Source organism: Novosphingobium kaempferiae, from assembly GCF_021227995.1.
Taxonomy (GTDB): Bacteria; Pseudomonadota; Alphaproteobacteria; order Sphingomonadales; family Sphingomonadaceae; genus Novosphingobium; species Novosphingobium kaempferiae.
Map to the genome: position 1 here is coordinate 660,331 of NZ_CP089301.1, position 22,543 is coordinate 682,873.

Consider the following 22,543-nt stretch of genomic DNA (forward strand, 5'->3'; position numbering starts at 1 on the left):
TATTTACCCCGGTTGGCGGATAACTTGCGTCAGCGGGATGATGGGCCGGAGGTGCGAGACCGTCGTTCCGGCCCATCGGTCGCTTAGGCTGCGGTCGCCATTTCCGGGGGTTCCGATCCGTAGAGATCGCGCCTCCAACTGACGATCTGATCGCCGACGGCAGCGTGGAGAGCCTTTAACCGCCGAATTTCGGAATGGTCGGTGCAATCCCTTGCCGCGGCTTCAGCAAGGGCGAGCTCCAGACGCATCCGTTCCTTGCGGAACAAGTCGAACAGCTTCTCGGCCATGGTTACACCTTTCGGTCGGCGTGCCGCCGAACCACCGCGCTCATGGACTTGTGTCGGGATTGTCTTTGCGCCTGCCTGGGAGGTCGCCGATCGCTTTCCGAGGAAACATCTGACGCCCAGGACTGCAGAATGGCGCGTTTGACTTCATGTTCGAACTGGGGGTGCACGACCGGGCCAAGCGGATGATGAAATTTGGAGAGGGACATTGCGTTGCCTCCTTTCTTCCAACTCTCCTCGTGCGGCAAGCGACTCGCCGCGCCCGAATAATTGCGCAAATTGCCATCCTTTTCAAGGCGCTAGCTTTCCGCTCAGCGCGGTTCGGACACGGTCAGGCCAAGTGCGGAGGCAGACAACCCTCATTACTCGAGAAATGCGTGCGGGGCATCAGCGCTCGCGCGGACGTCACTGGTCGCGATGGGAACGATAGAGAGGCGACGAAATAAGGTCCGCCTTGTGTTCAGGCTCCGCCCCCACCACCCAGCCGACAAGCGCTCCAAGGGAGCGATCGAAGTCGTGGAGTTGCGGTCGATATCACGGCCACATCACGGCCACGGTCACCGATATCGGCTGGACTGGCGTCGCCGTTGCAGGATGCATGTCTGGCGCTGATCTCCAATGACAGACATGCTGATAGGCTGGCGCGAACAATTGTTCCGGGCGCAGGCGGCATGTTTGCGCCGCCTTCCTGGCCAACGTTTCGGACAGTCATCGGCATAGGATCCGATTGCGGGCCGGCCCAGGCCTTGATGGTGGCCGAAGCCCTTGTCGGAGGGCAAGGCCCTATGGTTCAATACCCTTGCGCCCTTCGACGGGCGGCCCAAGGTGAAAGGTCAAGCGACATGACGGATGCCACTTCACTCTCGCAAACGGAACAGGCGATCGTTCGGGCCACCGGAGGTGCGATCCTGATGATCGCCACCCTGCTCCAGAGGGAAGGCCTGCTGTCGATGGAGGAACTCGGTGGCAAGCTCGGCATCTATGGCGTGATCAGCGCGGAGACCAGCAGGGAAGAAGGCCTCATTCTGGCCGCGTGGTCCGGGATGCTGTCGAGCATGGCGGGTGACCTGCCGAAGTTTCACAAGCACTGATCCGTGCAGGGCCCCGACTATGATTGCCTACGAGACGCGGTTTTGGGTATTGGCAGCGATGCTCGCGGCTCTGGCTGGCTACGTTGACGCGATCGGCTTCATCAGCCTTGGCGGCTTTTTCGTTTCATTTATGAGTGGCAATTCGACGCGCGTGGCGGTTGGGCTCGTTCGGGACTTCCCGGCGGCGTTCGTTGCAGGATTTCTGGTCCTTTCGTTCGTGTCCGGGGTGATCGCAGGTTCTTTCGTCGCTTCGCGCGCCGCCCGACATCGTAAGCCCGCCGTGCTGGCGTTCGTGACCGGGCTTCTTACCGCCGCCGCATCCTTGAGCGAAGTGACTTCCCATCTGCCGGTTGCAATGGTTCTCGCGGCGGCCATGGGCGCGGAGAATGCCGTCTTCCAGCGTAACGGCGAAGTTTCGATCGGTGTGACGTACATGACCGGCGCGTTGGTCAAGCTGGGGCAGCATATCGCGTCGGCTTTCATGGGCGGCCCGAAGTGGAATTGGACGCCCTATCTGTTTTTGTGGTCATCGTTGGTCTGCGGGGCTTCCTTGGGTGCCTTCACTTTTATCCGGGCGGGTAACGTCGCGATCTGGGTGGCGGTATTGGCCGCGGGTGCAAGCGCTGCCTATGCTGCGATGGCGGAAGCATCCAGGCGAGCGCCATAGGAATGCCAGATTGCGCGTGACCACCCCACGGTCAGTAGGCAACCTCGGGAAACTGTAGGCGTTCCGCTACTCGCTCGAGGGTCGGAGCATATTTGGCAGCAAGGCTTTCGGGGCAGCGAAACCGCATCGCTATCAGCCGGTCGCCGACCCTGACGGCCTTTGGGTGCAGGGCCTGGTCCACCCGCGTCCGGATACGACAAACCAGTTCTCTGCGCGCGCGACCAGGGCGACATGGGTAAGTCTTTCCGCTCCAGTTGTCAGCCATCGCCCATCTGCAAAATGTACAGCACCAGCCGAGAGCGCGCCCCGCTCCCATCCCGGATACGGGCTGTTCTTCCACTACCGATAAGTGGGAACCATCGAAAGCCCGAGCGGCGACCTAGTGGCGGATGTGATCGGGTGGCTTGATGATGAAGCGCTTTCGCTTGAGTGGCATGCTGAAGAATACTCTGCACGGCAACTCAGCCTGTATTGAAAGGGCGCGGGTGGTATGAATTATCATTCCGGTAAGGTTTCGCCCCGAGAATAGGCCTGCAATTTCTGGAGCCTTCAGTGCGTCGCCGTCGCTCTCCACCCGTCGATGATAGACGGATCGTCCGCCAGCCGGTCGATTATCGCTTTCTCGCCGAGCATGCGAAGTTCGGTGAGATCGATATGCATATGGCAAACATATCACCGCACGGGTTCATGGTGGACCAAGAACCTGACTTGATGCCCGGTGAACGGTTGACGATCAGGCTGCCGGCGATTGGCCGGATCGAGGCCCACGTCGTTTGGCGTCATGGTGGCAGGGCTGGATTTCAATTTGAACGGCTCATTTCGCCGAATGACTTCGCGAACCTTATCGCCACGCTCGGTGCTGAGAAGCCCGGCCCGCCTTAGCATCGCGCCGTCACGAAATTTGTTGCCCGATTCATTGCCGGTACGTAAAAAAGCGCTGTCCTCTTACCGGGACAGTCTAGCGACCCACTTGCCCTGGCAAGGCTATCTTGCCGGGGCATTTTCTCGCAGGGGCGGCAACCTGGCATGCATTGCGTGGTCTGCGTTTACCTTAGGTTTGGCGTGGTCCAGCGGCCTGCCGGGTTCTCCAACCGAGAAACGGGACCCATAGGGTCGATGCTTAGCCACCAATTTCGAGGTATGGTCGTCCTATGGAGATACCATAAAAAGTGCCTCGGCGATGACATTGCCAAGGCAGGTCGAGGTTGAGCTACAGGTCCCTAGCTTTACCTTCCTGACGCTGTCCTTTCAAGGTTTGTGGGGTTCTGCGACTGGGTTGCCGGAGCAGGTTTGGCAGCATATTCTGCCCCAGGCGGTAATGACCGTGAAACCATTGCATGGGAGATGATCCTGCCGGGCGCGATAGCAGAAAGCTCTAAGGGTCAAGCATGCGTTTGTCTGTACCGTTTTGCCTGTTTGACAGGCACTCGCCAATTCGGTCCGGGGTCACTTGGGATGGGCTGAACTATGTCGGCACCTGCCGCCATTGCGGCAGCGCGATCCGCCGAAAATCACATCGCGTGTGGGCGCGTGACTGGATGGAGGGTGGCGCCGTCAAACCTCCATGAGCATAAACATGCGCAGGTAAGTGCCGTGGATGAGGCCCGATCGAAACATACACATGCCCATCGCCGGCAGGGCGATCGAGGATGGTCGTGAGGCGATCCCCGGTGAAGCGACCAAGACTGGCATCATGAAACCGCGAAGAGTCGGCGGCAGCGATGCCCGTCCACTCATGGGCCTCAAGCACTGTCAGCCAACCTGGCTCTGGATGCCGCCAGACTGTGAATGTTGCGGGTGCAGCGGGCGGCGATAACCTTCATTCATCGAGCCAGGCCCTGCAGCTGAGCCGAATTGCTACCTGCGTGCGGCGAGTGAAGCCTTTTCAAGTCTTCTTCCGGAACGGCTACCGGCCCATGATGTTGGAGATGCCGATTGAGGCAACAATCAGAGGAGATGAGCGTGTTTCGCAAAACCGTTCTGCTCGACGGTGGTCCCTGCCACGGGCTGAGTGTGGTTTGGGATGGAGGCAGTGAGCTGCGGATGGTCAGATGCTTGAAGGGCTTCGCGCCGTGGCCGCGCAACGCCGCCCCGCCTTTGGTCGCGAGTGAACTCTACCGGCCATCGATCGACTCGCCCTCGATTTTCGTTTGGGCGGATGGAGCCCATTCCACTGCCCGAAAGTGCCATGCCCTGAACAATGCGGAGGCATAGCCCCGCCCGTCCTAGGTGTATGTTACAAATCCTGCCACGGCGTGGTGTGCCCTTCGCCATCGTGCGGCGGGCGGCACTTGCCTCGCCCGGCCGGTGGCCGTGACATCAACCAGGAAGTGGAACTCAAGCTGCGCTCAGGTCTTCTTAGCTAAGGGAGTTCACGCTGCCGTGAAACAGGGAGGTCGGATTGTCGGGACTTAACGGGAAGTATACGTCCAAAGGACGGTTCCTTGTCGCGGCAATCGCCGCGATGACGGTCGTGATTATGGTCCTGGCTGCGCGCGCTATGATGCCTGAGAGGCAAGTGGACCGCATGGTCGTGCCCCCGGCCCCTAAACACGGGCAATGACGCAAACGGATCGACCAGGATCAATTAGCAAACGGGTGATCCAAACAGTTTGATCAGCTTTCTGCGGACTTGGCCGGCGACCCTCATCCAGTCGCTTCTTCCGGAGCCTGGATACTCGGGCGCGGCCGCTGGGCATCTCGGCCCACTGCGACGGCCAGGCCCACCTTTCGGAGCACTCCGAATATGCGACGAACTGCATATCGATCAGGAACGCAAAAGCCGAAAGTTCCGTTGATCTCCCAAACAGAACAAGCCAGTCGCAGACTTGTGGCCCAGCGACCAGTCACCCTCCCCCCGCGGCGCTGGGCCAGCACTTTCCTGAGGCAAAGAGCGCTGAAGGCCTCCTAATCCAAAACGACCGCTATGCATGTGCGACATCCCCGGCTAAGGCCGACAAAAGGTGCTGTGACCTGGCCGGTTTGCAGCATCGTGGGTGTCAGGCTTGGTTTCCACCAGTCCCTGGGTCTGGCACCCACTCATTGTCTTTGAGCTGACGCCCGTAATTGGGGCATACCGACAGGAAAGTAGGTCCCGCGCGCAGAACTGTCGGTCATGTCGGGCAGCATCGCCGTGAAGGTCGATCTTCATCGGCATCGCAGCAGCGAGCGCCAACCCGTCGTCGGCACTTCGGAGCCTACTCGAACTGGTCGGCGACAAGGGCCGATCGACGTGGATTGTAGACACCGGATATGCGATCTATGACCCAGGTGACTGAAAGGCGCGCAGTATTGGCAGATCGGCTACGCGGTCGATCGAGAAGTGGGCGCGACCCGCTTGCAGCGATGATCTTGCCCTGCTGGGTATCGCCGCCGGCATCGCAAAGGCCGACGACACGGATGGCATGAATGCCGAGCGCCGAACATGGCTGCGGGATGTCGCCAACGAGAATATCGAACCCGATGCTTGGTCCAATCGGGCTCGACAGTTGGCGGCCGACCTGCTTGACGGCGCCGGCCAATTACGCGCCGATCCGCAGGGATCGGCCGATGTGCTGGCGACTGACCTGGTATTGCGCAAGCGCTGGCCCGGCGCCTTTGTAACTGTACCGCCTCTTTCGGTGGAACAGCTAAGGGACCTGGTGACGGCCCTGCTCTCTTCCCCCAGCCCCGCCGAGGGTGAGCTCGAGCGCGCGGCAATCTGGCTGTCGGCACTCGATTTGCTCGTAAATCGGATATCCGCTGAACTCGTTCCCGACTTTGACAGCCTGGCGGTGATGCTCGAAGCCACACAATCGGCTTTCCGACGCTGGGTTTGGGATGCACGACCGAACAGAAGGGAAATCGGTCCGGCGCGTTGGCTGATCGATTCCGAAGCACATGTTCAGGCCTTCCTTTGGGCGATCCTCGAGCCTCGTTTCGGGGACGACCTGGTCGACGAGCAATATCTGCCGGGCTTCGGGCAGAAACAGCCACGCTTCGATTTCGGGGTCCGGAGGCTGAAGACCATAGTGGAGGTCAAGATGGCCCGCTCCGCGAGTGACTTCAGCAAGATCGAGGAGGAGTTCGCAGGGGATTTGGGTCTTTATTTCATGGACCTGCCGCGCTGGGGTCGGATGATTGTTTATATTTACGATGACAGCAACGTCGCTCACTCCGAGCGCTACGACACTTTGCGCTCTGCACTTCGTCAACGAGACTTGCGAATACGAGATGTCATCTTCGTCCAGCGGCCGGGCATGATCCCGCCGCGGAACCGACGCGTCCCGTGGTCCCCGCTTGACGGTAGTTCAGCAGATACATAGTCGTCTCGTTGTCGTCTTCCCGGTTCCGGGCGCCAGCAATGCGACGGCTGTGTCATCGGAAGGATCTTGAGGCTGGCCATTACGTAATTGGCGAACAACCACAGCAGCCAGCCTCCTGGTCGAGCCCGTCTGCCATCGCCGAGCGACTGATCAGCGCCGAGCGAAAATGCCGTAACACGCCGGAGCGTGGACGCTTCCTTTCACAGGATCCAGGTCTTTTACAGGATCCAGGCGAGCGTATCCAGGCATCGCCGGGCGACACGCACTTCGCCATGATTTCGGCCAATCAGATTTCCGACAACCCTACGTTGCCCTTTTGCGCCTTTGGCCCGATTTCAGAGCGGAAGCAGCGAGAGCTGCATCTGGTCGTCATCCGACGAAGCGTCAGCAAAAGCGGCCTGCTTCTCCTTGCCCTTTGGCCCGGCGATCACCGTGCGGTCGGGCTCGATGAGATGCCGCGTGATCTCCACCTTCTCGCGGAGGCGCTGAAGCACTGCCGGGAAGATGTCGCGGAGCTGCCGACAGTCGCCTTGCGTGGCATCGGCGCGATCGGCCTGCTCGAAGCAATGCTGTGCCAGCGCGATCAGTTCTTCGTCGGTCACCATGACACCCAATCCAGTTCGGCGGCGTCGACGGCTTCGAACATCTCCGGATCGGCGCCGGTGTCGCCCAGGCGCTTGCGCACCGCATCCGGGGTGCCGTCTCTTGGAAAACCGCGATCCGACTTTGCGATGGACGCAAGCTGACCGACGAACCGCCCCGCTCGGTTTGTTCCAGGATCCATCGACCAAAAGGCAGCGACTTCGTTCTGGTCCCGCAGGCTCCAAGGTCGAGCGGGCCATCCATTCTGGCGAGGTGGGGCATTTCAGAATCACTCCATCTTGGAATGCAAGGAAGGCGTCGATGTCGGCGTGCAATGCGCCTGCAGCCATACCGCCCGGCTCGATCCGAAGGCCACCTCCAAAAGCTGCATTACAAAGGGCCTCGACACCCGCATGCCGGCCATCAAGGCGCGGCTGAAGTCCAGGGCGTGCGGACGTCGTGACGTCGAATGCTTGCCGGTGGAGCGCGACTGATGGCCTGCCGGATTTGCACCACGAACGACCACGAGGCGCTGACCGACGAGCTTGCGCAGGAGATGTGGGCGTCGTGCATCGACAGCGACCCCGGCAGCGAATGGGAACCGTGGGAACTGGCCGGGCCTTATTGGCAGCGGATGTTCCGGCAATATGCCGCCGCGTTCCTGAAGGTCGCGCATCGCGACCCCGCGCACGATGGCTAAGGCGTCCATTCCGCCGCCCTCGCCCTCTCGCATGAACGACTCGCGATTGACATCCTCGACGCCGCGGCCGTAGAGGCGGACAAGGCACCGATTTCGCCGCGACCCGAAGTGCGCCTGGCGCTGGCGTGGCTGGCAATCAATGGCGTCGTCGAAGGGTCGCGGGTCGAGTGGTTCTGGACCTTCCTGACGAAACCGCCGGGTAACCACGGCATGGACCCGTACTGCAGGACCCGCAACTTTCAGATCCACCTCAATCGGTGGAAGCTTGTGGCCGGCGGGAATGCTCGACGGTGATAGATTTTCGCGGCCGGACATGGAGATCAATGGATGGTCCTGCTCGCGCACGCGGCGCGAGTGCTGGCTTACGAACGAACCGCTGAGGAGCGCGACGATCTCGCGCCGATGGCGCAAGAGTATCTGAAGCGCGATGTCCGCGCCGTGCTTACCGCCCTGCTCGATGCGACGCCCGACGTCGGCATCCCCGGCGAAAAGCTGCTCGGCGACGAACGCGGTCATTGTGTTGATCGCGCCGACATGACCGCAGCTTGGGGCGCCATGATCGATGTAATTCTGGACAAGGGTATCAGCGCCTGATTTCGTCTTTAAATTGTCGCAGCGCTGACGCATGATCCAGTTGCGACCCGAAGCGTTATGCCCTTGCAATCAACTGGCCCGGCCTGCCCCGCAGTGCTGGGCCATCTTGCTTTATCGGGTAGCGGCAAAGAGGATGCCGCCGAGTATGGCCCAGAGCGCAATGTCGAGACCAACTATCCAGTAAAACCTGCCAGAGCGGCGGCCCTGCTTTGCGGCGTAGTACTCAATTTTGGACGCGTGAGGCAGTCTGTGCTCCCCGGATAGGACAAGCAGGTAACCAGCGGGCGGCAATTTCCGTTGTTCCGAGAAAGGTTCAGTGCCTGGCTTTTGCAACCGATGCGGCGGCAATCCCGGAATGTTGACAACGGGTCTCAGCTTTCGCGGCGCGAAGGGAGATGCGTGAAAACATGGCCCTGGGTGACCCGTCAGACACTTGCAGCGGAGGTAGCTACAGGCGGGCTTGTGCCTCGTCTTTCCGTCGGATGGGACTATGTCGCCGATCCCGCCGAGAAGTGGCACCCTTGGTGGATCGCATCGCGCCTCTTGCTCCGAGCATTGCAAAAAGCGGATTTACTAGTTTGCGCGGAGAGGCGGTTTGGAACCGCGCGCGGGCGCTGAAACTGCGGGGAACACACGCTTTATGATTAAGCAGGCGGAGTGAGCTGTCGCATGGAAAGGTCGGCACCGGGCTCAGGCTGGCCCCAGATCGTGCCATCGTTGCCCGCATAAGGCAGCGGGGTTGCCAGCCTCACGGCAAGGGATCCAGCTGCGACAGGATGGAGCCGCGCACAGCGACCAAGCCGTCAGCGGCCTGGTCCCGATAGTTCGTCCAGTCTTCGCCGGGCGGAGTGATACTGATCGCCAGTTCGCGGACCAGCGGCTCGTTATGATCGAACGCCACCCGCATCACCGCCTCGATCAGCCGCGCCATCTTGAAACCGCTTTCGACCTGCACAAACGTGCCGTGCTGGTCGACCTGTTCACCGGTAAGGTAGCGAAGCTGCTCAACGGCCGCATCGACAAGCTTTTGGCGGTATTCCATCGGTCGGTCCTTTCAGCAGATGACAATAGAGCTGGATAAGAGGGAACGAACGGCTAGGCGTGGCAACTGCAGATTCCGGGCGACGAATAGTGCAAAGAGTTCCGGGACAACTCAAGCCCAGGCTGGCCGCCTGCGATGGCGCTTCACAGCAGCGCTTGTCGGCGCCGGACAGGTCGAAGCCCTCGTCGCGCGCCATTTACCGCGCCGTCCCCCGCAGGGCGATACCTTTATGGGAGTGCGATGTTCCTTCCAGTCCCGCGAAATTCCTGCAGCGCCGGAAAAGCACGGCTCGGGCAACGAGACCCTTTTCTATAGCTCGCTCGGGAGGATCGGGCTCGGTCGATCGCACAGAGACCGAGCTGCGCTGATCGCCCGGCTGGGAGTTGCGGGACTGGTGGTTATCGAACGGATCGATCAATATCGTGCTGTCAGGCTGACGCGTTCGCCAACGAGGTCGCGCAAGCGCGGACCCCGGTGGACTGGATGGCGTGAGCGAACGTGGATTGAACGGCTGTGATACGTAATGACCGCCGGGCACATCTACGGTGCGTGTGATCCTGGAGGTTGTGGGTCAGGCCGTCGATGACAACACATCAGCGAGCAGGCATGGCTTGGATCCGCGCGTTCTGCCCAGCGCTTTACATGGAAGAAGAAGCAAGTTGGCCGCGAGTTCTCAGCACCCCGTCGCTTGACCCGGTGCTCCCACCATTCTTGTTTTGTAAATGATGGCGAGTTATATCGGGGAAACGAACGCGGCCGGTGTCGCGTTATGGGAAAGTGATGAGCGACGTAGAGACCCTGGTGCTGACGACCGTGAACGCCCCTTACGGGGTGGACCTGTCCGCGCATCAACTCGCCGCCCTTATTGCCGACCCCGGCAGTGCTCACGAATTCAACGCGTCGGTTTTTGCGTTCTTTTCCGAGGTTTCTCCCGCGCTTCAGCAGCAATTCATAGCCGGCATGGGCGTGGATAGCGAGCAGGTAAGTGCCGTGGCTAGTCAGTTCGCGCAGCTTTCCGGTTACACGCTTCCTCTGGCTGCCTGAATACAATGGTAGCGCGGCGGCCCAGTGAATGGCCGGTCCTGTTCGACATCATGATTGAATTGCTGGACCGGCTGCGTGAAAGCACGGGCATCAGGCCATCGTGGAGCTTTGGTGGCGGAACTGCGCTTATGCTGCAGATCGATCATCGCGAGAGCCATGACATCGACGTGTTCATCGACGATCCACAGCTGCTTGCCTATCTCAACCCGGAAACTCAGGAGTATGCGCTCTCGCGGCACCCGGACAGTTACGAGACGGATGGCACGCGGGCATTGAAGCTTGCGTTCGAAAGTCTCGGCGAAATCGACTTCATCTGCTGTCACCCCATCCTCGATCGCTCAGCGAACCGAAAGGACATACGGGGACAGCCCGTGGACCTTGAAACGCCGGCGGAGATCATCGCGAAGAAGGTCTATTTTCGGGGTCGGAATTTCCAACCCCGGGACATGTTCGATCTTGCCGCCGTGACGGAAAGCCATGGCATGGATTACGTTGCCGCAGCGCTTAGGGAATGCGGCGCGGATCGCTGCGAGATCGCGCTCGCGACAATAAGGCAAGTCAACCCGAAAGCGGTCGAGGCGATCACGAGCCAACTGATGTACCGTGAGCACAATCGGCACCTCATCGCCCTCGCTCACTCGATATCCCGATCGGCTCTGGAAGCTGCTCTCGCCTGAGCACGAACCTGCCCTATTTTTGCGCCATTGGCGCAGCGCGGGGCCCTACCTGACCGCCTCTTCCAGTTGGTATCGTGGCGATCATCGCGCCACAGCGCTGGCCATATCGCCAGCCTCGCCGGACCCGCGCTTTTGTGGCTAGTTTGGTGCAACAGCCAGGTGGGAAGCGACACTTCTCCCGTGGTCCGGAGGACCGCAGGAGAAGCTGGTTGCGCTATCAGACGATCACGCGACGGGTGAGATTGGGGATGCGAACATTGTCGTAGGCACTCAAGACCGACATCTCGAGCGCGTCGCGCTGAGCGCGATACCAGTCGCTGGCCTCGACATTGTAAGTCTCCGTAGCATATGGTTCGCCGCCGCTCGAGAATTCGACGTCGACGGTGAAGCTGTGCAACTCGGTCTGGGCAGAAATGTGCATGATTTGATCCTTTCGCAACGAAAAGGGCGGCTCCGACCTAGGTCGAAGCCGCCTCGCGATGGGTCATTGGGAAGATTGGAGGACCGTCGGTCCGGTGGTGGACACGGGCAATGCGGAGAGCCTTGGCGGAGCCCTTCCGAAAGGTGACCTCAGTTCGCCTTGGCGAAGAGCTTGCGCGCCTTTCCTTCGATTTCGAGCCTTGTGTCCTGATGGGACTTCGCCCGCGCGTGAGCGGTGATGCCCTGAACGAAGTCGAACAGGCTGGCGGGCGGGTGCCCCTCCTCGGCGATCACCGATTGGATGATCTTTGCCGTGTCGGACTTGGAGAAGCCGTTTTTGCGCAGGAAATTTTCGCGATCTTCACCGGTGCGTGCGACGATACGGCCACGTGCTGTCCTGATGCCTTCGACGAAGCTCGAGGCTGAGCTGTCGGCAAAGGTCTCGAGAGCGGGTGCGGCTTCATGGGCAAAACGGTTGGCTGCGAACTTGGAATGCCGGATCGAGATCTCCTTGAAATTTTCAACGCCCCACAAGTTGCGGTTCATACACACGGCGCGGAGGTAAAAAGTCGCGACTCCCAAAGTCTTGGAGCCGACTTCTGAGTTCCAGCAATAGAAGCCTCTAAAGAAGAGATCGGGCTCACCATTGGGCAATTTGCCAGCTTCGATGGGATGCGTGTCGTCGACCAGGAACAGGAAAACATCCCGATCCGATGCGTAGAGCGTAGTCGTCTCGCGGGTGACGTCCACATAGGGGTTGTATTGCATGGAACCCCAGTCGAGGACGCCGGGCACCTTCCAGCGTGTATCCGAAACGCCATTGCCAGCGATCTTCATGGCGGCTGCGACCAGCTCGTGATCCCAGATGCGTCCGTAATCAGGGCCGGTAACGGCCCGCAGTTCGGCGCGGCCTTCATGGGTCTTGAGCAATTTCACTTGTTCGTCCCGGTGGCTGAGCAGGCCGTGCTGGAGATTGATCCCGGCAAGAGCCGCCGGAAGATTGCGGAGATAGGAGGCGGGTGCGCCCACCAGACTGGAGAGCTGGCCGAAGGACCAGTTTGTCGGCGCGATCGGTTCCGCCTCGCCCGGAACGATAAGGCTCAGGCGCTCGGGGTTATCCATGCTCGCCTCGATACGCACGTCGCGGCTTTCGACCACGCGAGTGTGAGCGCGTTCGGCGCGGCGGCGCACATTGTCGTAAAGCGCATCGAGCGACAGGAACTTCTCGTCATCGGGACGCGAAAACCATTCGGACGAAACCCGCCCGATGTTGCGACCGCGGGTGATATCGACCTTGTATGCTCCGGAATCTCGAGGCGCATCATTTTGCTGAGCAAGCGTTGCCATGAGAGGATCTCCTTGATGTGAAGGCCAATCCGCTTCGGACAGGCCAATTCATCCCCACCCCCTTCCCTCCACCCACCGTTGGCGCCGAGAATTCAGTCGAAGGCGGCTTGCCTGCTCAGCCATTCGTGAAGCAGGCGCCCGTCAGGATCATATTGCGAGCCGATGGATGTCGGCATGGGTCACCCGTCATGACCTCGACGCGCTCTGAGCTGTTGGCGGGCCAGAGCCGTCCCCCAAATCAAATCCGTGTCATCGCCACGATCGCTTCGACCACCTCGTTCGACTGGTCCAGCGGCACGAATAGCCGGGTCCTGTACTGAATGACCTCGCTGAAGGCACCGCGCGCCTTCAGCCGCTCGTGATCTTCAGGCCGGTAATTGCGGATCTCGAGCCGGCGCGTGCCATTGACCAAAGCCGGCGCCAGGATTGCGCCACCAAGGCCCGGTGTCGCGATGCCCGGTCCTTTTTGAGCGGCCGCGATCATTTCAGTGCCGGTAAGTTCGAGCTTGCCATCAAGACCGAACGCCGACCGCAGGCCCGCACGGCATCAACCGGGATCAACCGCCCCAGGATCGACGTGCCCTCGCCATCATCGATCTGCCAGACACGAACGTCGTTTTTGTGGCAGCCGGTGCCAGACGGGAAGCAGGAGGCCGGTCGCGACACTGACGGTCTCGATTTCGACCCTCGCCTCGGTCTCGCTTGCCTCTGCCTCCCAAAGCTTTTGAAATTCATTGCGATCGATATCCTGCCAAAGGCTTGCCCGCATCGCGATCGCCTGCATGCGGGTCGCGCCGGTGTGGTTTCAGGCTGGTGGGAAGGGACGAGCGCAAACAGAGGGTGGGACATGGGGTCAAACTCCGGGTTGAATCTGGACCATCTCGGTCCGCCAGCCCTGCTCCCCCTTCCCTCCCAGCCGGGCTGCGGCAAAAGAGGAGGGCCGTGGCACGAGGCCGAGCCAGTCGAAGGAGCGATGCGGGAACGGCTGGATGAGGCGTTTACCGCCTATGTCAGAGCGAAATAGACTAGTGCGATCGAACGCCAAAAGCCCCGGGGCCGCAGCATCGCCACGACCCCGGAACTTTCAGGGGCGATCAGGCAGCCTGGGGCAGCTCGTCCTCAGTCGGATCATGCCCCTCGACGTTCACCGCCGACAGCTCGACTTCTTCGTCAACGATTGGCACCGGGGCGTAGCGCATGACATCGGGTACCCAGGCGAGCGCCGCATCCTGGATTCCCGCTTCGACCGGCACGGTGCCTGCGAAGATCTTCTCGGCCGAGGTCGCGAGATCGTGCTTCTTCGATGCTCCATAACGACTCGAAAGCTCCTGCCCGCCAATCTCGTCGAGATGGGCAAGGATCGCGGCCTTGCTGCTCAGGCGGTCGAAATAGTTGTTCGCGGTCGGGCGCCACCAGGCCGCGACGTCGATGTCGAGCTTGATGCCGAGATGATTGACGAAGGTGACCGCCTTGCTGTCCGCGGTGACCGCATGCAGCGTTCGGGCAACTGCCCAGGCGAGCCACGCCGCGCGCGCCTCGTCGGGAAGCGCGCAGAACGCGTCGTAGCGATGTCTGGTGTCGCCCGCCTCCGTCCAGCTGCGATCGAGCGCTTCGTCGATCTTGCCCCATTCCTCGGCGGCCAACGTACCGCTCTGGAACCCGGTCAGGGGCGACGAGGGCTTGTCGGCCGTGAGCTCGGTCGCGAGGTCATAACCGCCCGAATGCCGGGTCGCCTTGTCGACCATCCAGAAGGTACCCAGGTCGAGGGCGAAGCGCGGATCGCTGGCGATATGGACGCGCAGCAACTCGCTCTTCATCTCAGCCAGTTCCTGCGAAAGGCGTTGACTGTAGGTGGTCTTGCCCGCTGCAGCGACGACCGCAGTCTCGACCGCATCGTAGTCCCCGCCTTCCTCGAGGTTGTTTTCGTCGGCCTCTTCCTCGACCGGCGCGATGTAAAGCTGCTCGTGGAGCCGGGGCTCTCCGTCATGACCAATGACGACATAGGCGAGCGCCCCGGCCTTCTGCTCGTCGGTCAGAATCGGCGCCGGGTTTTCGATCGAGCGATATTCCGTCTCGAGCAACTCGACATGGTTCGCCAGGTCGGCCCGGCCCTCTCCATCGGCCTCATCCCAGGCCTCGTTGGCCGCTTCGATTTCAACCGCGAGTTGCTCGAGACGCGCCTGCTGTTCGGTGGTCAGCTCGGGCGTTTCGCCCTTGAGCGGGCGCAGATCCCAGGTCTCGTTATAGGTGACATGAGTCGCGGGGATGATCCGGACTTCCGCCAACCCCTCGCGTTCGCGCAGCGTTTCGGCCGCGACCGCCAGCTTGTCCGCAACAAGACGATTGAGGAGGTGACCATCGATCCAGCGCTCGGTGGTCGAGTCGGAGAAGAGGTCCAAATCTACCCGGCCGCCTGCCTCGATATACGCGTCGCGTCCGACCAGCAGCGCCTTGGGATCGCTGCCGACATATGTGTCTTCGGCGAGCTGGCGTTTGATCTCGTTGACGTTGGTCCGGTAGTAGCCGTCCTTGAGCAGTTCGAAGACTTCCGCCTGCCGCGCCCGGTCGCTGTTGCTGGCGTAGGCCACCGCCACGTTCAGCGTAATCTCGCCGTTGTGCAGTGCCTCGAAGACCGGATCGGCGAGATCAGCGAGGCGAAGCCGGCTGCGAACAAAACGCTCGGTGAGACCGAAGCGCTTGGCCACGTCCTCGGGCGTCTTGCCCTCGCTTTCGATGATGTCCTGGAAGGCCCGGCATGTGTCAGCCGGATTCATGGTGAGATTGAAGAAATTCTCCTCGAGGCTGGTCTCGATCGCGTCCTTCGCGTTGCCCAGAACCAGCACGGCGAGCTGATAGTCGGCGTCGAACACGCCCTTGGCGATCAGTCGATGGACCGCATCGAGGCGGCGGCCGCCGGCAATGATACGGTAGTGCCCCTTCTTTCGCGAAACGGGCACGCCGATGAGGTTCTGGCGCACGCCCTTCGCAGCGATGTTCGCCTCGAGCTGGGCATCGGCCACCGCATCGCTGACAGTGCGCACGTTGCTCGGCGACTTGGCGAGATTCGATGCCCGAACAAGGATAGGAAGTTGGGTCATGTCGGTAGTCTCCTGGCGGTGACAGCCTGACCGTCAGGCCCCTTGCCGCCACCACTCCCCCACTCCCTCCCCTCCGACCCGAAGCACGTCGTTCCAGTCCTTGAAAAGTCCGGGCGGGAACGCGGTCTCGATTGTGCGGCCCGGTCGTCCGTGAGATTGCATTGCCTTCATACTGCCGAGCACACCGGCCGGATCATTGTCGGGAAACAACATCAGCCTTGTCACGTTCGAGGGGATCGTGACTTGATGGAGGCGGTCGCTGCCAAGTGTCGCCCAGACCGGGATACCGAACAGCATCATAGCCGACAGCGCTGTCTCGACACCTTCGGCAAGCCCCAGCTCCGAGGTGGCCTCGGCCAGCATCACCGCAGCATTTGCCGGCCGCCCCAGCGTCATGCGAGGATCCGGCAGATCGCGTGCGCGCCGCGCGTCCTTCCGATCGAAGAAGGTTCGCTGGATCGCGTGGAAGCGCTTGCTGCCGAACGCATCGACCTCGCACAAGGCGGCTATCATCGCGGGGCGATATTCGAGCGCGGAGCCGAGCCCGATCGGGGTGCGCGGATGGAAACGCAGAGCTTGGGGCAGGATCGTAATGTGGCGCCGCCGAAGGTAGAACTGCGCGGGGGTTCCGAAAATCTCTGCCGCCTCTTCCCACACTGCCAGGGCACGCCGGCGGCGCCATAACTCCGGGCTCATCCACCCGCCGGGCGCAGTTTGGTATTCACCGCGTGAGAGGGCTTCTCCGGTTAAAGTGCGCACCGCGCGGATCACATCGCGGGTGTCGCAGCCGGCGAAACATTTAAAGAGCAAGGCTCGCTCACCTACCCGGACCGAGAGGCTAGGTCGCCGATCATCGTGGGCAGGGCACCGGCATAGGCCTTTCCCGGGCCGCCAGGTTCCGCCAAGGCGCGTCACGATTTCGGCGCCCAGGGCTTCGAGGTCGGGATTTCTTAAAGAGCAGTGAAAGAACATGGGAACGCTCCTGTCCAGAAATGCGCCGTGCCGCCACCTCGAGCGGCGGTCCGGTGGCGATTGAAGGGTATGGAGTATCGAGGATGACCCTCAGCGCGGTGCCCACTGACAGCTGCACAAGCGGGCATCGGAAATTGCCAGGGGCGCTTCGCCAACCCTGCTGTCGGCGGTTCGCCACATGTTCGCGGACCTGGGCACCGGTTGCGGCGATGCGTGAGGTTGAATGGCGGGAGGGTCGCCGGCAGACGCACGACGCTGCTGGCTGGAAGGGGGACGGATTATGCCGCCCTTCAGACATCCTTTTCGCTGTCGACGCCATCAAGGGCAACAAGCGCAAGCGAGATTTCGCGCACTACGTCGCAAACGGGGATGCCGAAGCGCTGGGCAATCGTTTCGAATGTGAGTTCGTCGTGACAATGCGCGATAAAGATGGCGCGTGTCATCTTTGGCAAGCTGTCCAGGGTTTCCTGCATGCGGGCGATCTGCCTCGCCATGGGGGTGACGCTAACACGTGGACCATCGCCGGATCGGTGACCCGCCCGGCCCGGCGCATGCGGTAATGACAGTACGGTACCGATGCGCCATTGCTGCGGCGCTTTGGGTTCAGGCTTAAGGGTCGCCACTGGGCGGGCTGAAAGTGCCCTCAGCGCAGGGAGCGCGGCCTTGACACGTGATCGCATGATCTTCCGACTTCCCCGGCGGATGATATCCAGAAGGCGTCGCGGTGGTCTGACGACCGCGCGAATGTATTTGCGCAGTATATGGCCATGCTTGGTTGTCATGGGTGGGCTCCCGGAGAGTAAACCTACCGGTTCCGCCCCCCTTCCCTCCTGTGCCACGCTCCGTCGAAAGATATGGTTTCTGGGCAAGTAAGGATACGTGAGCTACGCCGTCCGGTATTTACCTCCGCCGGATTATGGAGTTACGTCTGAACGATAAATTTTGGTGAGCGGGAGAGAAGATAGAGTTGACCTGCAACCTGCGGCTGGCCGGGGGCAGGTCCTACGCAGGAGACCGTAGTGGACAAGCACGCGATGACTTGGGTCCGTGAAAATGAGGCGCTGCTGCAGCGCCTCACTCCCCGCCAGCGAGACTGCTTGCGACTGGTCGCGAACGGCTATCGAACCAAGGAGATCGCAATCAAGCTGGGGATCTCCGTCGGCGTTGCGTACAAACATATCTCTTCTGCCTGCCAGACGCTTGGTGTGCCCGCCCGCGGACAGGCGGCTCGCTACCTCGCGCTTTGGGAGCAGCAACTTTCCGAGGATGAAATGGGTAAGAAATTACCCCCCCAGTTTCTGGGTGTTTCCGATCCGGCTGATCTTCCCTCAGGTGTGACCGTCACCAACGACGCGGACACACCTGCAATCGAGCTCACAGAGCAGCAGCAAGATCACTTCGTTGTCTCAGCTGTTCCAGGTTTGATGGACCTCGTGCCGATGCGTATTCGCGGGAGATCGCAGAATGACCTGACGACCGTCCATACCATGATCGTCATCGGCGCTATGACCCTCGGGACTATCGTCGGGGTCGGATCCGCCGCATCGCTGCTCACGGGACTGACCAGTCTGCTGCGTCCCTGAGCACCTTTTCATCCAATCGCATTCGCCCGTCTCCCAAAGGAGCGGAAAAGGAGAAACCATGCGTGCTCAACGCCAAGCCATTGCCCGTACGGTCGCCGAGCGACTTTTCGCCGCCGAAGACGCCCTTGATCTCGCAGTGGCCCGTATTGCCGAGTTGAACGCCGCGTTGCCTTTGGCCCGGCTTGATGGCCGGATATCAGCGATCGTCGGTCAGGATGCTATCCTGAGTTCGGCATCTGCCTTGATGCTGGTGGTCGAAACGCGCAGCAAGATCGTCGCGGCCCATGCGAACCTCAAGTATGCCAGTGACGAGATCGGGTTGCCCCCGACCAGCTATGGCGATCTCATCAAACCGAATTCGGCCGAGTTGCCACAGCTGCACGTAGTCTGAAACCCAGGGCGGGCCGCGCAAAGCCGCCCGCCCCTATTCCTGGGGGGTTCGTGACAAGACATCTCCTGTTTTTTGGGCTGCTCGCATTCAGCACGCTTTACGCGCTGATCCGAGGCGGCAGGCCGGAGCAGATCGGCGCGCTGACTCTCTTTGCGGGCGCCTGGACCAGCGCTCTGATGGTGAAGCCGGCGGGATCACGCTTCTATCAGATCGAGACCGGCATCCTCGTGACCGACGTTGCGATATGGGGTATATTTCTATGGCTTTCCATCCGAAGTACCCGCTTCTGGCCGCTTTGGATCACGGCGCTTCTTGGAGCAGAAGTGCTGGTTCACATTGGCGTTCTCTTCGCGCCCGGCTCGGACTGGGCGGCCTACATGACAGCTGCGGCGATGTGGAGCTGGATCGCACAGGTCCTTCTGCTCGTGGCAACCCGGCGGCACTGCAGACGGTTGGGTCTGTGGGGTGCCGACGCATCCTGGAAGACCTGATCGGCATCACTCACCCCGAGCATGCCGGATTCATGTCTTCACAGTTGCTGGGCAGGTTCGGTTCACTGGGAGGTACGCTGGCCGCGCGGCGCCGCGACCGCACGATGATCCTGGGTGATGCGAGCATGGTCAAAGAGACGTTTCAGCGCGTATCCGCCGCCGTCCGACACCTGCTGCGAGACCAGATCGCAGCCCGCCCCCTGCTTCCAGGCGACACGCATGTGGTGAATTATTTGCGCGGTGTGATGGCATTCGATCCCGTCGAACAATTCCGGATACTTTTCCTGAATGCAAGCAACGAACTCATCGCGGACGAAGTGATGGCCGTCGGAAAGGTTTCGGCAGTGCACGTCTATCCACGCGAGGTCATGAAACGATGTATTGAGCTGGGAGCGACCGCCATCATCCTTGCACACAACCGACCGTCGGGAAATCCGGAACCCTTACAGATCGATCGTGATACAACGGGTCGCATCGCTCAGGCAGCAAGGTCTCTCGACATTATCATCCACGACCACTTTATCGTCGCGCGGGGCGGCGTGGTAAGTTTCCGGCGTGCCGGATATCTGAAATGAACGGGCCACTTTTCTCGCCTCCACCGCCTTGTTGCGGCTGCGCTGTCGCCTGGCACTTGCTGTCAGATCGCCGGGACCAACACCTGCCACATATCAGGACAGTGGCGTGGAAATGATAGGAGCGACGCCTTTGCCGGACGGGGGCACGCGGGATGACCACCTCTCGTCACAGGCGCGCGCAGCAATTTGCCGATTAATGCTGCAGTTCGAGGAGGAAGTGGGCAAGCGCATGGGTCCGGTCCTCTCCGCGAAACCATATTTCTATTCCCTGTTCAGCATCTACCTCGCCGAACTGGAGGGACGAAAGCTCTTCCAGGCCTGCCTGACGGTCGACGAGGTTGCCTCGAAGGCGCATCGCCGTGCGGGACGGCTCGAAGAGCTGGGTGCCATCAGAAGAACTGGAGATACCCTCGATCACCGACGTACTGATCTTAGTCTAACACCCCCTATGCGCCAAGCCCTGGCGCCGTTGATCGATCGGGTAGCGGCAGACAGCATGCAGATTGCCAGCCTCTTGCAGGACGGCAGCGGGGCACCGAGCGCCTTGATACCGAAATGCCGTGCGTGGTATCGGTTCCACGATGCTACGGAATTTGGACCGAGTGACATGACGATAGTGCGGGGCAAGGTTATCGCGGGCGGACGCATTGCGTTGCCTGCGGAGATGCGGCGAGCGCTCGGCCTTGAAAACGGCGATACCGTGCTTTTCGAGCTTCAAGGCGATGAAGTCAGGATCAGACCCGCCAAGTCCGCATTGCGACGCGTTCAGGAGCGGCTGCGCTCGTTTGCTCCCGACGACGGGCTGGTTTCGCAGGAATTCATTGCAGAGCGCCGGGCCGAAGCTGCGCGTGCCTGAGCCGTTGACCATGCCGACGCCTGAGCCGGTATATGTGCTGGATGCCTCGGCGCTGCTCTGCCTGCTGTTTGGCGAGCCGGGCTGTGAGCAGGTGGAGGAGCGACTGAGCGGCGCCTTAGTGTCAGCGGTAAGCTATCATGAAGTCTTGATAACGCTGATCGATCGCGGCGTCGAGGCGGAGGAAGCCCGATTGCTGCTCGGCGAACTCGATATCGACATCGTTGCGGTGGATCGCGAGCAGGCCGATACAGGAGCCATGCTTCGCGGCGCGACACGCGGGATTGCACTGTCGCTCGGCGATCGGTCCTGCCTCGCCTTGGCACTGTCGCGCGCAGCAGTGGCGGTCACCGTTGACAGTTCTTGGGCTGCCCTTGAAATCGGCATCGCGATCGAGGCTGTGCAGTGACAGGACGACAGCCATAACGCAAAGCCAGAGATTAAGTCACCCTGCTGCGTTAGCGAAACTTTTTCCGCCTCGAGCAGCGGCGCCCGGGCGGGGGGCATCTGCGCCTAGTGTCTTACACCTTTCTCAGGCTGCTGCCCGCCCTGGAAGCGGATCATCATCAGGATCAAAGAATAGCACCTGTGCTTTGCCTCGCGCTTTCGACTGATATAGGGCCGCGTCGGCGCAGCCGATCAATTTCTCCAATTCGATCCCGCATTCCGGTACCATGGCGATCCCGATGCTGGCCGTGACCTGCATAGTAACACCTTCAAATTCATAAGCTTCGCTGATCTGCCTAATGATGCGGCGTCCCGTTAACTCGGCCTGATCTCGGTGGCGGACATCAGACTGGATGATGAGGAACTCGTCGCCGCCAAGCCGGCATGCCAAATCAGAGGCTCTGATCGTCGATCGCAAGCGCTGCGCCACTTCGACCAGCAGCTTGTCTCCGGCGGGATGACCAAAATGATCGTTCACCGCTTTGAAGCCGTCCAGGTCCATGTAGTGCACCGCAAGCTGGCTTTGTGACAGGCGGGATAAGCTGTAGAGCTCGTGAAAGGCTTCGCGCACCAAGAGGCGGTTTGGCAAGCCGGTCAGCGGATCATATTTTGCAAGCTTCGCCATGTCCTGCTTAGTCGAGAGGTGCTCTACGGCCGATGCGTGGAGGTGCGCTGCAGATTGCAGGCTCATCAGCCCGACAGCAATTAGCAGGAAAGCCTCAAGGAAGAAGAATTCGGAATGGAGCCGCTCGGCATGATCGCTGGCGGCGTGGACCAGCATGGCGGTCACCGTCGGTAGCACCGCGATTGTGACGCTCACCATGCAAAGGCGCAATCTCGAGGAGGTCCGCGAGACGATCCCCGCTCCGAACGTGAAGACAAGACTAATCGTCGCCAGATGGATCAGGGGGGCGTGGGCGGTGAGCCCCCGAACGTTGAGAGCCGCCAGCAAAATTGCGAACAGATAGGTCAGCAGCTCATACGCGGACTCCCAGCGTCGCAGGGCGGCGACCTCCTGGGAAGCACCACCAGACCGATGATAGCGACTGATGAGAACGACGCGTGCAGCTGTTACCGCGACTGCGGCAATGGTCAAACCGGCTATCATTGTGTCGGTCCATTTCAGGTAGATCAACAAACCGACAATTGCGTAGAGCGCGCCGAAACCGGCTATGGGCAATCGCATGGTGAAGAGGGTCGACACCAGGTCACGATAGACCTCGTCCGAGACCGGAACCCCGCCGCGTCCGGACCACGGCATCATACCCCCTCCCCTTCGCCCCTGCGCTTCTCGTCTTCTCTCCATCGATCACCATCTCCCGCCGAGAGGTTAAGACAAACCTACTGCTGCGGCGAACCGTTGCGCCTTTGCCGACGATTT

The 22,543-nt window shown here is 61.0% G+C and carries 28 protein-coding genes; 16 read left to right on the forward strand and 12 right to left on the reverse strand.

Annotated elements, in window-relative coordinates:
* Window positions 1–83 precede the first annotated feature (83 nt).
* The gene (locus LO787_RS03230; RefSeq protein WP_232494434.1) at window positions 84–287 is read right to left on the reverse strand and encodes a hypothetical protein; all 204 of its coding nucleotides are present in this window, start codon (window positions 285–287) and stop codon (window positions 84–86) included.
* A gap of 839 nt (window positions 288–1,126) precedes the next feature.
* Between LO787_RS03230 and LO787_RS03235 the strand changes: the two genes are divergently transcribed.
* From LO787_RS03235 to LO787_RS03250, 5 genes are all read left to right on the forward strand, one after another.
* Window positions 1,127–1,375: a hypothetical protein gene (locus tag LO787_RS03235; RefSeq protein ID WP_232494435.1), complete on the forward strand. Its 249-nt coding sequence runs from the start codon at window positions 1,127–1,129 to the stop codon at window positions 1,373–1,375.
* Between the two features lie 19 nt (window positions 1,376–1,394).
* On the forward strand, window positions 1,395–2,042 hold the full coding sequence (locus LO787_RS03240; protein WP_232494436.1) for a YoaK family protein: 648 nt from the start codon (window positions 1,395–1,397) through the stop codon (window positions 2,040–2,042).
* 349 nt (window positions 2,043–2,391) lie between these two features.
* Window positions 2,392–2,517: a hypothetical protein gene (locus LO787_RS26075; protein ID WP_255700834.1), complete on the forward strand. Its 126-nt coding sequence runs from the start codon at window positions 2,392–2,394 to the stop codon at window positions 2,515–2,517.
* A 77-nt stretch (window positions 2,518–2,594) separates the two neighbouring features.
* Window positions 2,595–2,924 carry a PilZ domain-containing protein gene (locus LO787_RS03245; RefSeq protein ID WP_232494437.1) on the forward strand — a complete coding sequence of 110 codons (330 nt, stop codon included), beginning with the start codon at window positions 2,595–2,597 and terminating at the stop codon, window positions 2,922–2,924.
* A gap of 2,522 nt (window positions 2,925–5,446) precedes the next feature.
* The gene (locus LO787_RS03250; RefSeq protein WP_232494438.1) at window positions 5,447–6,346 is read left to right on the forward strand and encodes a PD-(D/E)XK nuclease domain-containing protein; all 900 of its coding nucleotides are present in this window, start codon (window positions 5,447–5,449) and stop codon (window positions 6,344–6,346) included.
* Between the two features lie 335 nt (window positions 6,347–6,681).
* Here the strand turns inward: LO787_RS03250 and LO787_RS03255 are convergent, their stop codons facing one another.
* Window positions 6,682–6,951 (reverse strand): hypothetical protein, encoded by a 270-nt coding sequence (locus LO787_RS03255; protein WP_232494439.1) that lies wholly within the window; start codon window positions 6,949–6,951, stop codon window positions 6,682–6,684.
* Window positions 6,945–7,130, reverse strand: coding sequence for a hypothetical protein (locus tag LO787_RS03260; protein WP_232494440.1), 186 nt, complete (start codon window positions 7,128–7,130; stop codon window positions 6,945–6,947). Before LO787_RS03260 ends, LO787_RS03255 begins: the two co-directional genes overlap by 7 nt.
* Window positions 7,131–7,227: 97 nt before the next feature.
* On the opposite strand from LO787_RS03260, the gene LO787_RS03265 reads away from it, so the two are divergent.
* The 3 genes from LO787_RS03265 to LO787_RS03275 all read left to right on the forward strand — a co-directional run bounded on the left by LO787_RS03265 (window position 7,228) and on the right by LO787_RS03275 (window position 8,222).
* Window positions 7,228–7,422 carry a hypothetical protein gene (locus tag LO787_RS03265; RefSeq protein WP_232494441.1) on the forward strand — a complete coding sequence of 65 codons (195 nt, stop codon included), beginning with the start codon at window positions 7,228–7,230 and terminating at the stop codon, window positions 7,420–7,422.
* On the forward strand, window positions 7,422–7,628 hold the full coding sequence (locus tag LO787_RS03270) for a hypothetical protein (protein ID WP_232494442.1): 207 nt from the start codon (window positions 7,422–7,424) through the stop codon (window positions 7,626–7,628). Before LO787_RS03265 ends, LO787_RS03270 begins: the two co-directional genes overlap by 1 nt.
* Window positions 7,629–7,955: 327 nt before the next feature.
* Entirely contained in the window at window positions 7,956–8,222 is a 267-nt protein-coding gene (locus tag LO787_RS03275; protein ID WP_232494443.1) for a hypothetical protein, read from the forward strand.
* Window positions 8,223–8,970: 748 nt separating this feature from the next.
* On the opposite strand, the gene LO787_RS03280 is transcribed toward LO787_RS03275, so the two are convergent.
* The gene (locus tag LO787_RS03280; protein ID WP_232494444.1) at window positions 8,971–9,264 is read right to left on the reverse strand and encodes a hypothetical protein; all 294 of its coding nucleotides are present in this window, start codon (window positions 9,262–9,264) and stop codon (window positions 8,971–8,973) included.
* Window positions 9,265–10,044: 780 nt separating this feature from the next.
* Between LO787_RS03280 and LO787_RS03285 the strand changes: the two genes are divergently transcribed.
* Both LO787_RS03285 and LO787_RS03290 read left to right on the forward strand, forming a co-directional pair.
* Window positions 10,045–10,308 carry a hypothetical protein gene (locus tag LO787_RS03285; protein WP_103096988.1) on the forward strand — a complete coding sequence of 88 codons (264 nt, stop codon included), beginning with the start codon at window positions 10,045–10,047 and terminating at the stop codon, window positions 10,306–10,308.
* A gap of 5 nt (window positions 10,309–10,313) precedes the next feature.
* Complete coding sequence (locus LO787_RS03290; RefSeq protein WP_103096920.1) at window positions 10,314–10,985, forward strand: nucleotidyl transferase AbiEii/AbiGii toxin family protein; 672 nt, start codon at window positions 10,314–10,316, stop codon at window positions 10,983–10,985.
* Window positions 10,986–11,202: 217 nt separating this feature from the next.
* Here LO787_RS03290 and LO787_RS03295 read toward each other — a convergent pair whose 3' ends face one another.
* From LO787_RS03295 to LO787_RS03325, 7 genes are all read right to left on the reverse strand, one after another.
* A complete protein-coding gene (locus LO787_RS03295) occupies window positions 11,203–11,406 on the reverse strand; it encodes a hypothetical protein (protein ID WP_103096922.1) in 204 nt (67 codons plus the stop codon).
* Window positions 11,407–11,555: 149 nt separating this feature from the next.
* Window positions 11,556–12,752, reverse strand: a complete 1,197-nt coding sequence (locus tag LO787_RS03300; RefSeq protein WP_232494445.1) for a DUF932 domain-containing protein — start codon at window positions 12,750–12,752, stop codon at window positions 11,556–11,558.
* Window positions 12,753–12,990: 238 nt separating this feature from the next.
* Window positions 12,991–13,236: a hypothetical protein gene (locus tag LO787_RS03305; RefSeq protein ID WP_232494446.1), complete on the reverse strand. Its 246-nt coding sequence runs from the start codon at window positions 13,234–13,236 to the stop codon at window positions 12,991–12,993.
* Between the two features lie 105 nt (window positions 13,237–13,341).
* Window positions 13,342–13,536 carry a hypothetical protein gene (locus LO787_RS03310; RefSeq protein ID WP_232494447.1) on the reverse strand — a complete coding sequence of 65 codons (195 nt, stop codon included), beginning with the start codon at window positions 13,534–13,536 and terminating at the stop codon, window positions 13,342–13,344.
* A 310-nt stretch (window positions 13,537–13,846) separates the two neighbouring features.
* Complete coding sequence (locus LO787_RS03315; RefSeq protein WP_232494448.1) at window positions 13,847–15,850, reverse strand: ParB/RepB/Spo0J family partition protein; 2,004 nt, start codon at window positions 15,848–15,850, stop codon at window positions 13,847–13,849.
* A gap of 33 nt (window positions 15,851–15,883) precedes the next feature.
* Window positions 15,884–16,822, reverse strand: a complete 939-nt coding sequence (locus LO787_RS03320; protein ID WP_232494449.1) for a DUF7146 domain-containing protein — start codon at window positions 16,820–16,822, stop codon at window positions 15,884–15,886.
* Window positions 16,823–17,112: 290 nt separating this feature from the next.
* Window positions 17,113–17,604, reverse strand: a complete 492-nt coding sequence (locus LO787_RS03325; protein ID WP_232494450.1) for an RNA polymerase sigma factor — start codon at window positions 17,602–17,604, stop codon at window positions 17,113–17,115.
* A gap of 237 nt (window positions 17,605–17,841) precedes the next feature.
* On the opposite strand from LO787_RS03325, the gene LO787_RS03330 reads away from it, so the two are divergent.
* The 6 genes from LO787_RS03330 (at window position 17,842) to LO787_RS03355 (ending at window position 21,124) form a co-directional block, all read left to right on the forward strand.
* A complete protein-coding gene (locus LO787_RS03330) occupies window positions 17,842–18,405 on the forward strand; it encodes a helix-turn-helix domain-containing protein (RefSeq protein ID WP_232494451.1) in 564 nt (187 codons plus the stop codon).
* Window positions 18,406–18,463: 58 nt separating this feature from the next.
* Window positions 18,464–18,796 (forward strand): hypothetical protein, encoded by a 333-nt coding sequence (locus LO787_RS03335; RefSeq protein WP_232494452.1) that lies wholly within the window; start codon window positions 18,464–18,466, stop codon window positions 18,794–18,796.
* Window positions 18,797–18,846: 50 nt separating this feature from the next.
* Complete coding sequence (locus tag LO787_RS03340) at window positions 18,847–19,287, forward strand: hypothetical protein (protein WP_232494453.1); 441 nt, start codon at window positions 18,847–18,849, stop codon at window positions 19,285–19,287.
* Window positions 19,288–19,319: 32 nt separating this feature from the next.
* Window positions 19,320–19,862: a JAB domain-containing protein gene (locus tag LO787_RS03345; protein ID WP_232494454.1), complete on the forward strand. Its 543-nt coding sequence runs from the start codon at window positions 19,320–19,322 to the stop codon at window positions 19,860–19,862.
* Between the two features lie 196 nt (window positions 19,863–20,058).
* A complete protein-coding gene (locus LO787_RS03350) occupies window positions 20,059–20,718 on the forward strand; it encodes an AbrB/MazE/SpoVT family DNA-binding domain-containing protein (protein ID WP_232494455.1) in 660 nt (219 codons plus the stop codon).
* Between the two features lie 10 nt (window positions 20,719–20,728).
* Window positions 20,729–21,124: a type II toxin-antitoxin system VapC family toxin gene (locus LO787_RS03355; protein ID WP_232496242.1), complete on the forward strand. Its 396-nt coding sequence runs from the start codon at window positions 20,729–20,731 to the stop codon at window positions 21,122–21,124.
* A 123-nt stretch (window positions 21,125–21,247) separates the two neighbouring features.
* Here LO787_RS03355 and LO787_RS03360 read toward each other — a convergent pair whose 3' ends face one another.
* Window positions 21,248–22,426: a GGDEF domain-containing protein gene (locus LO787_RS03360; RefSeq protein WP_232494456.1), complete on the reverse strand. Its 1,179-nt coding sequence runs from the start codon at window positions 22,424–22,426 to the stop codon at window positions 21,248–21,250.
* Between the last annotated feature and the right edge of the window lie 117 nt (window positions 22,427–22,543).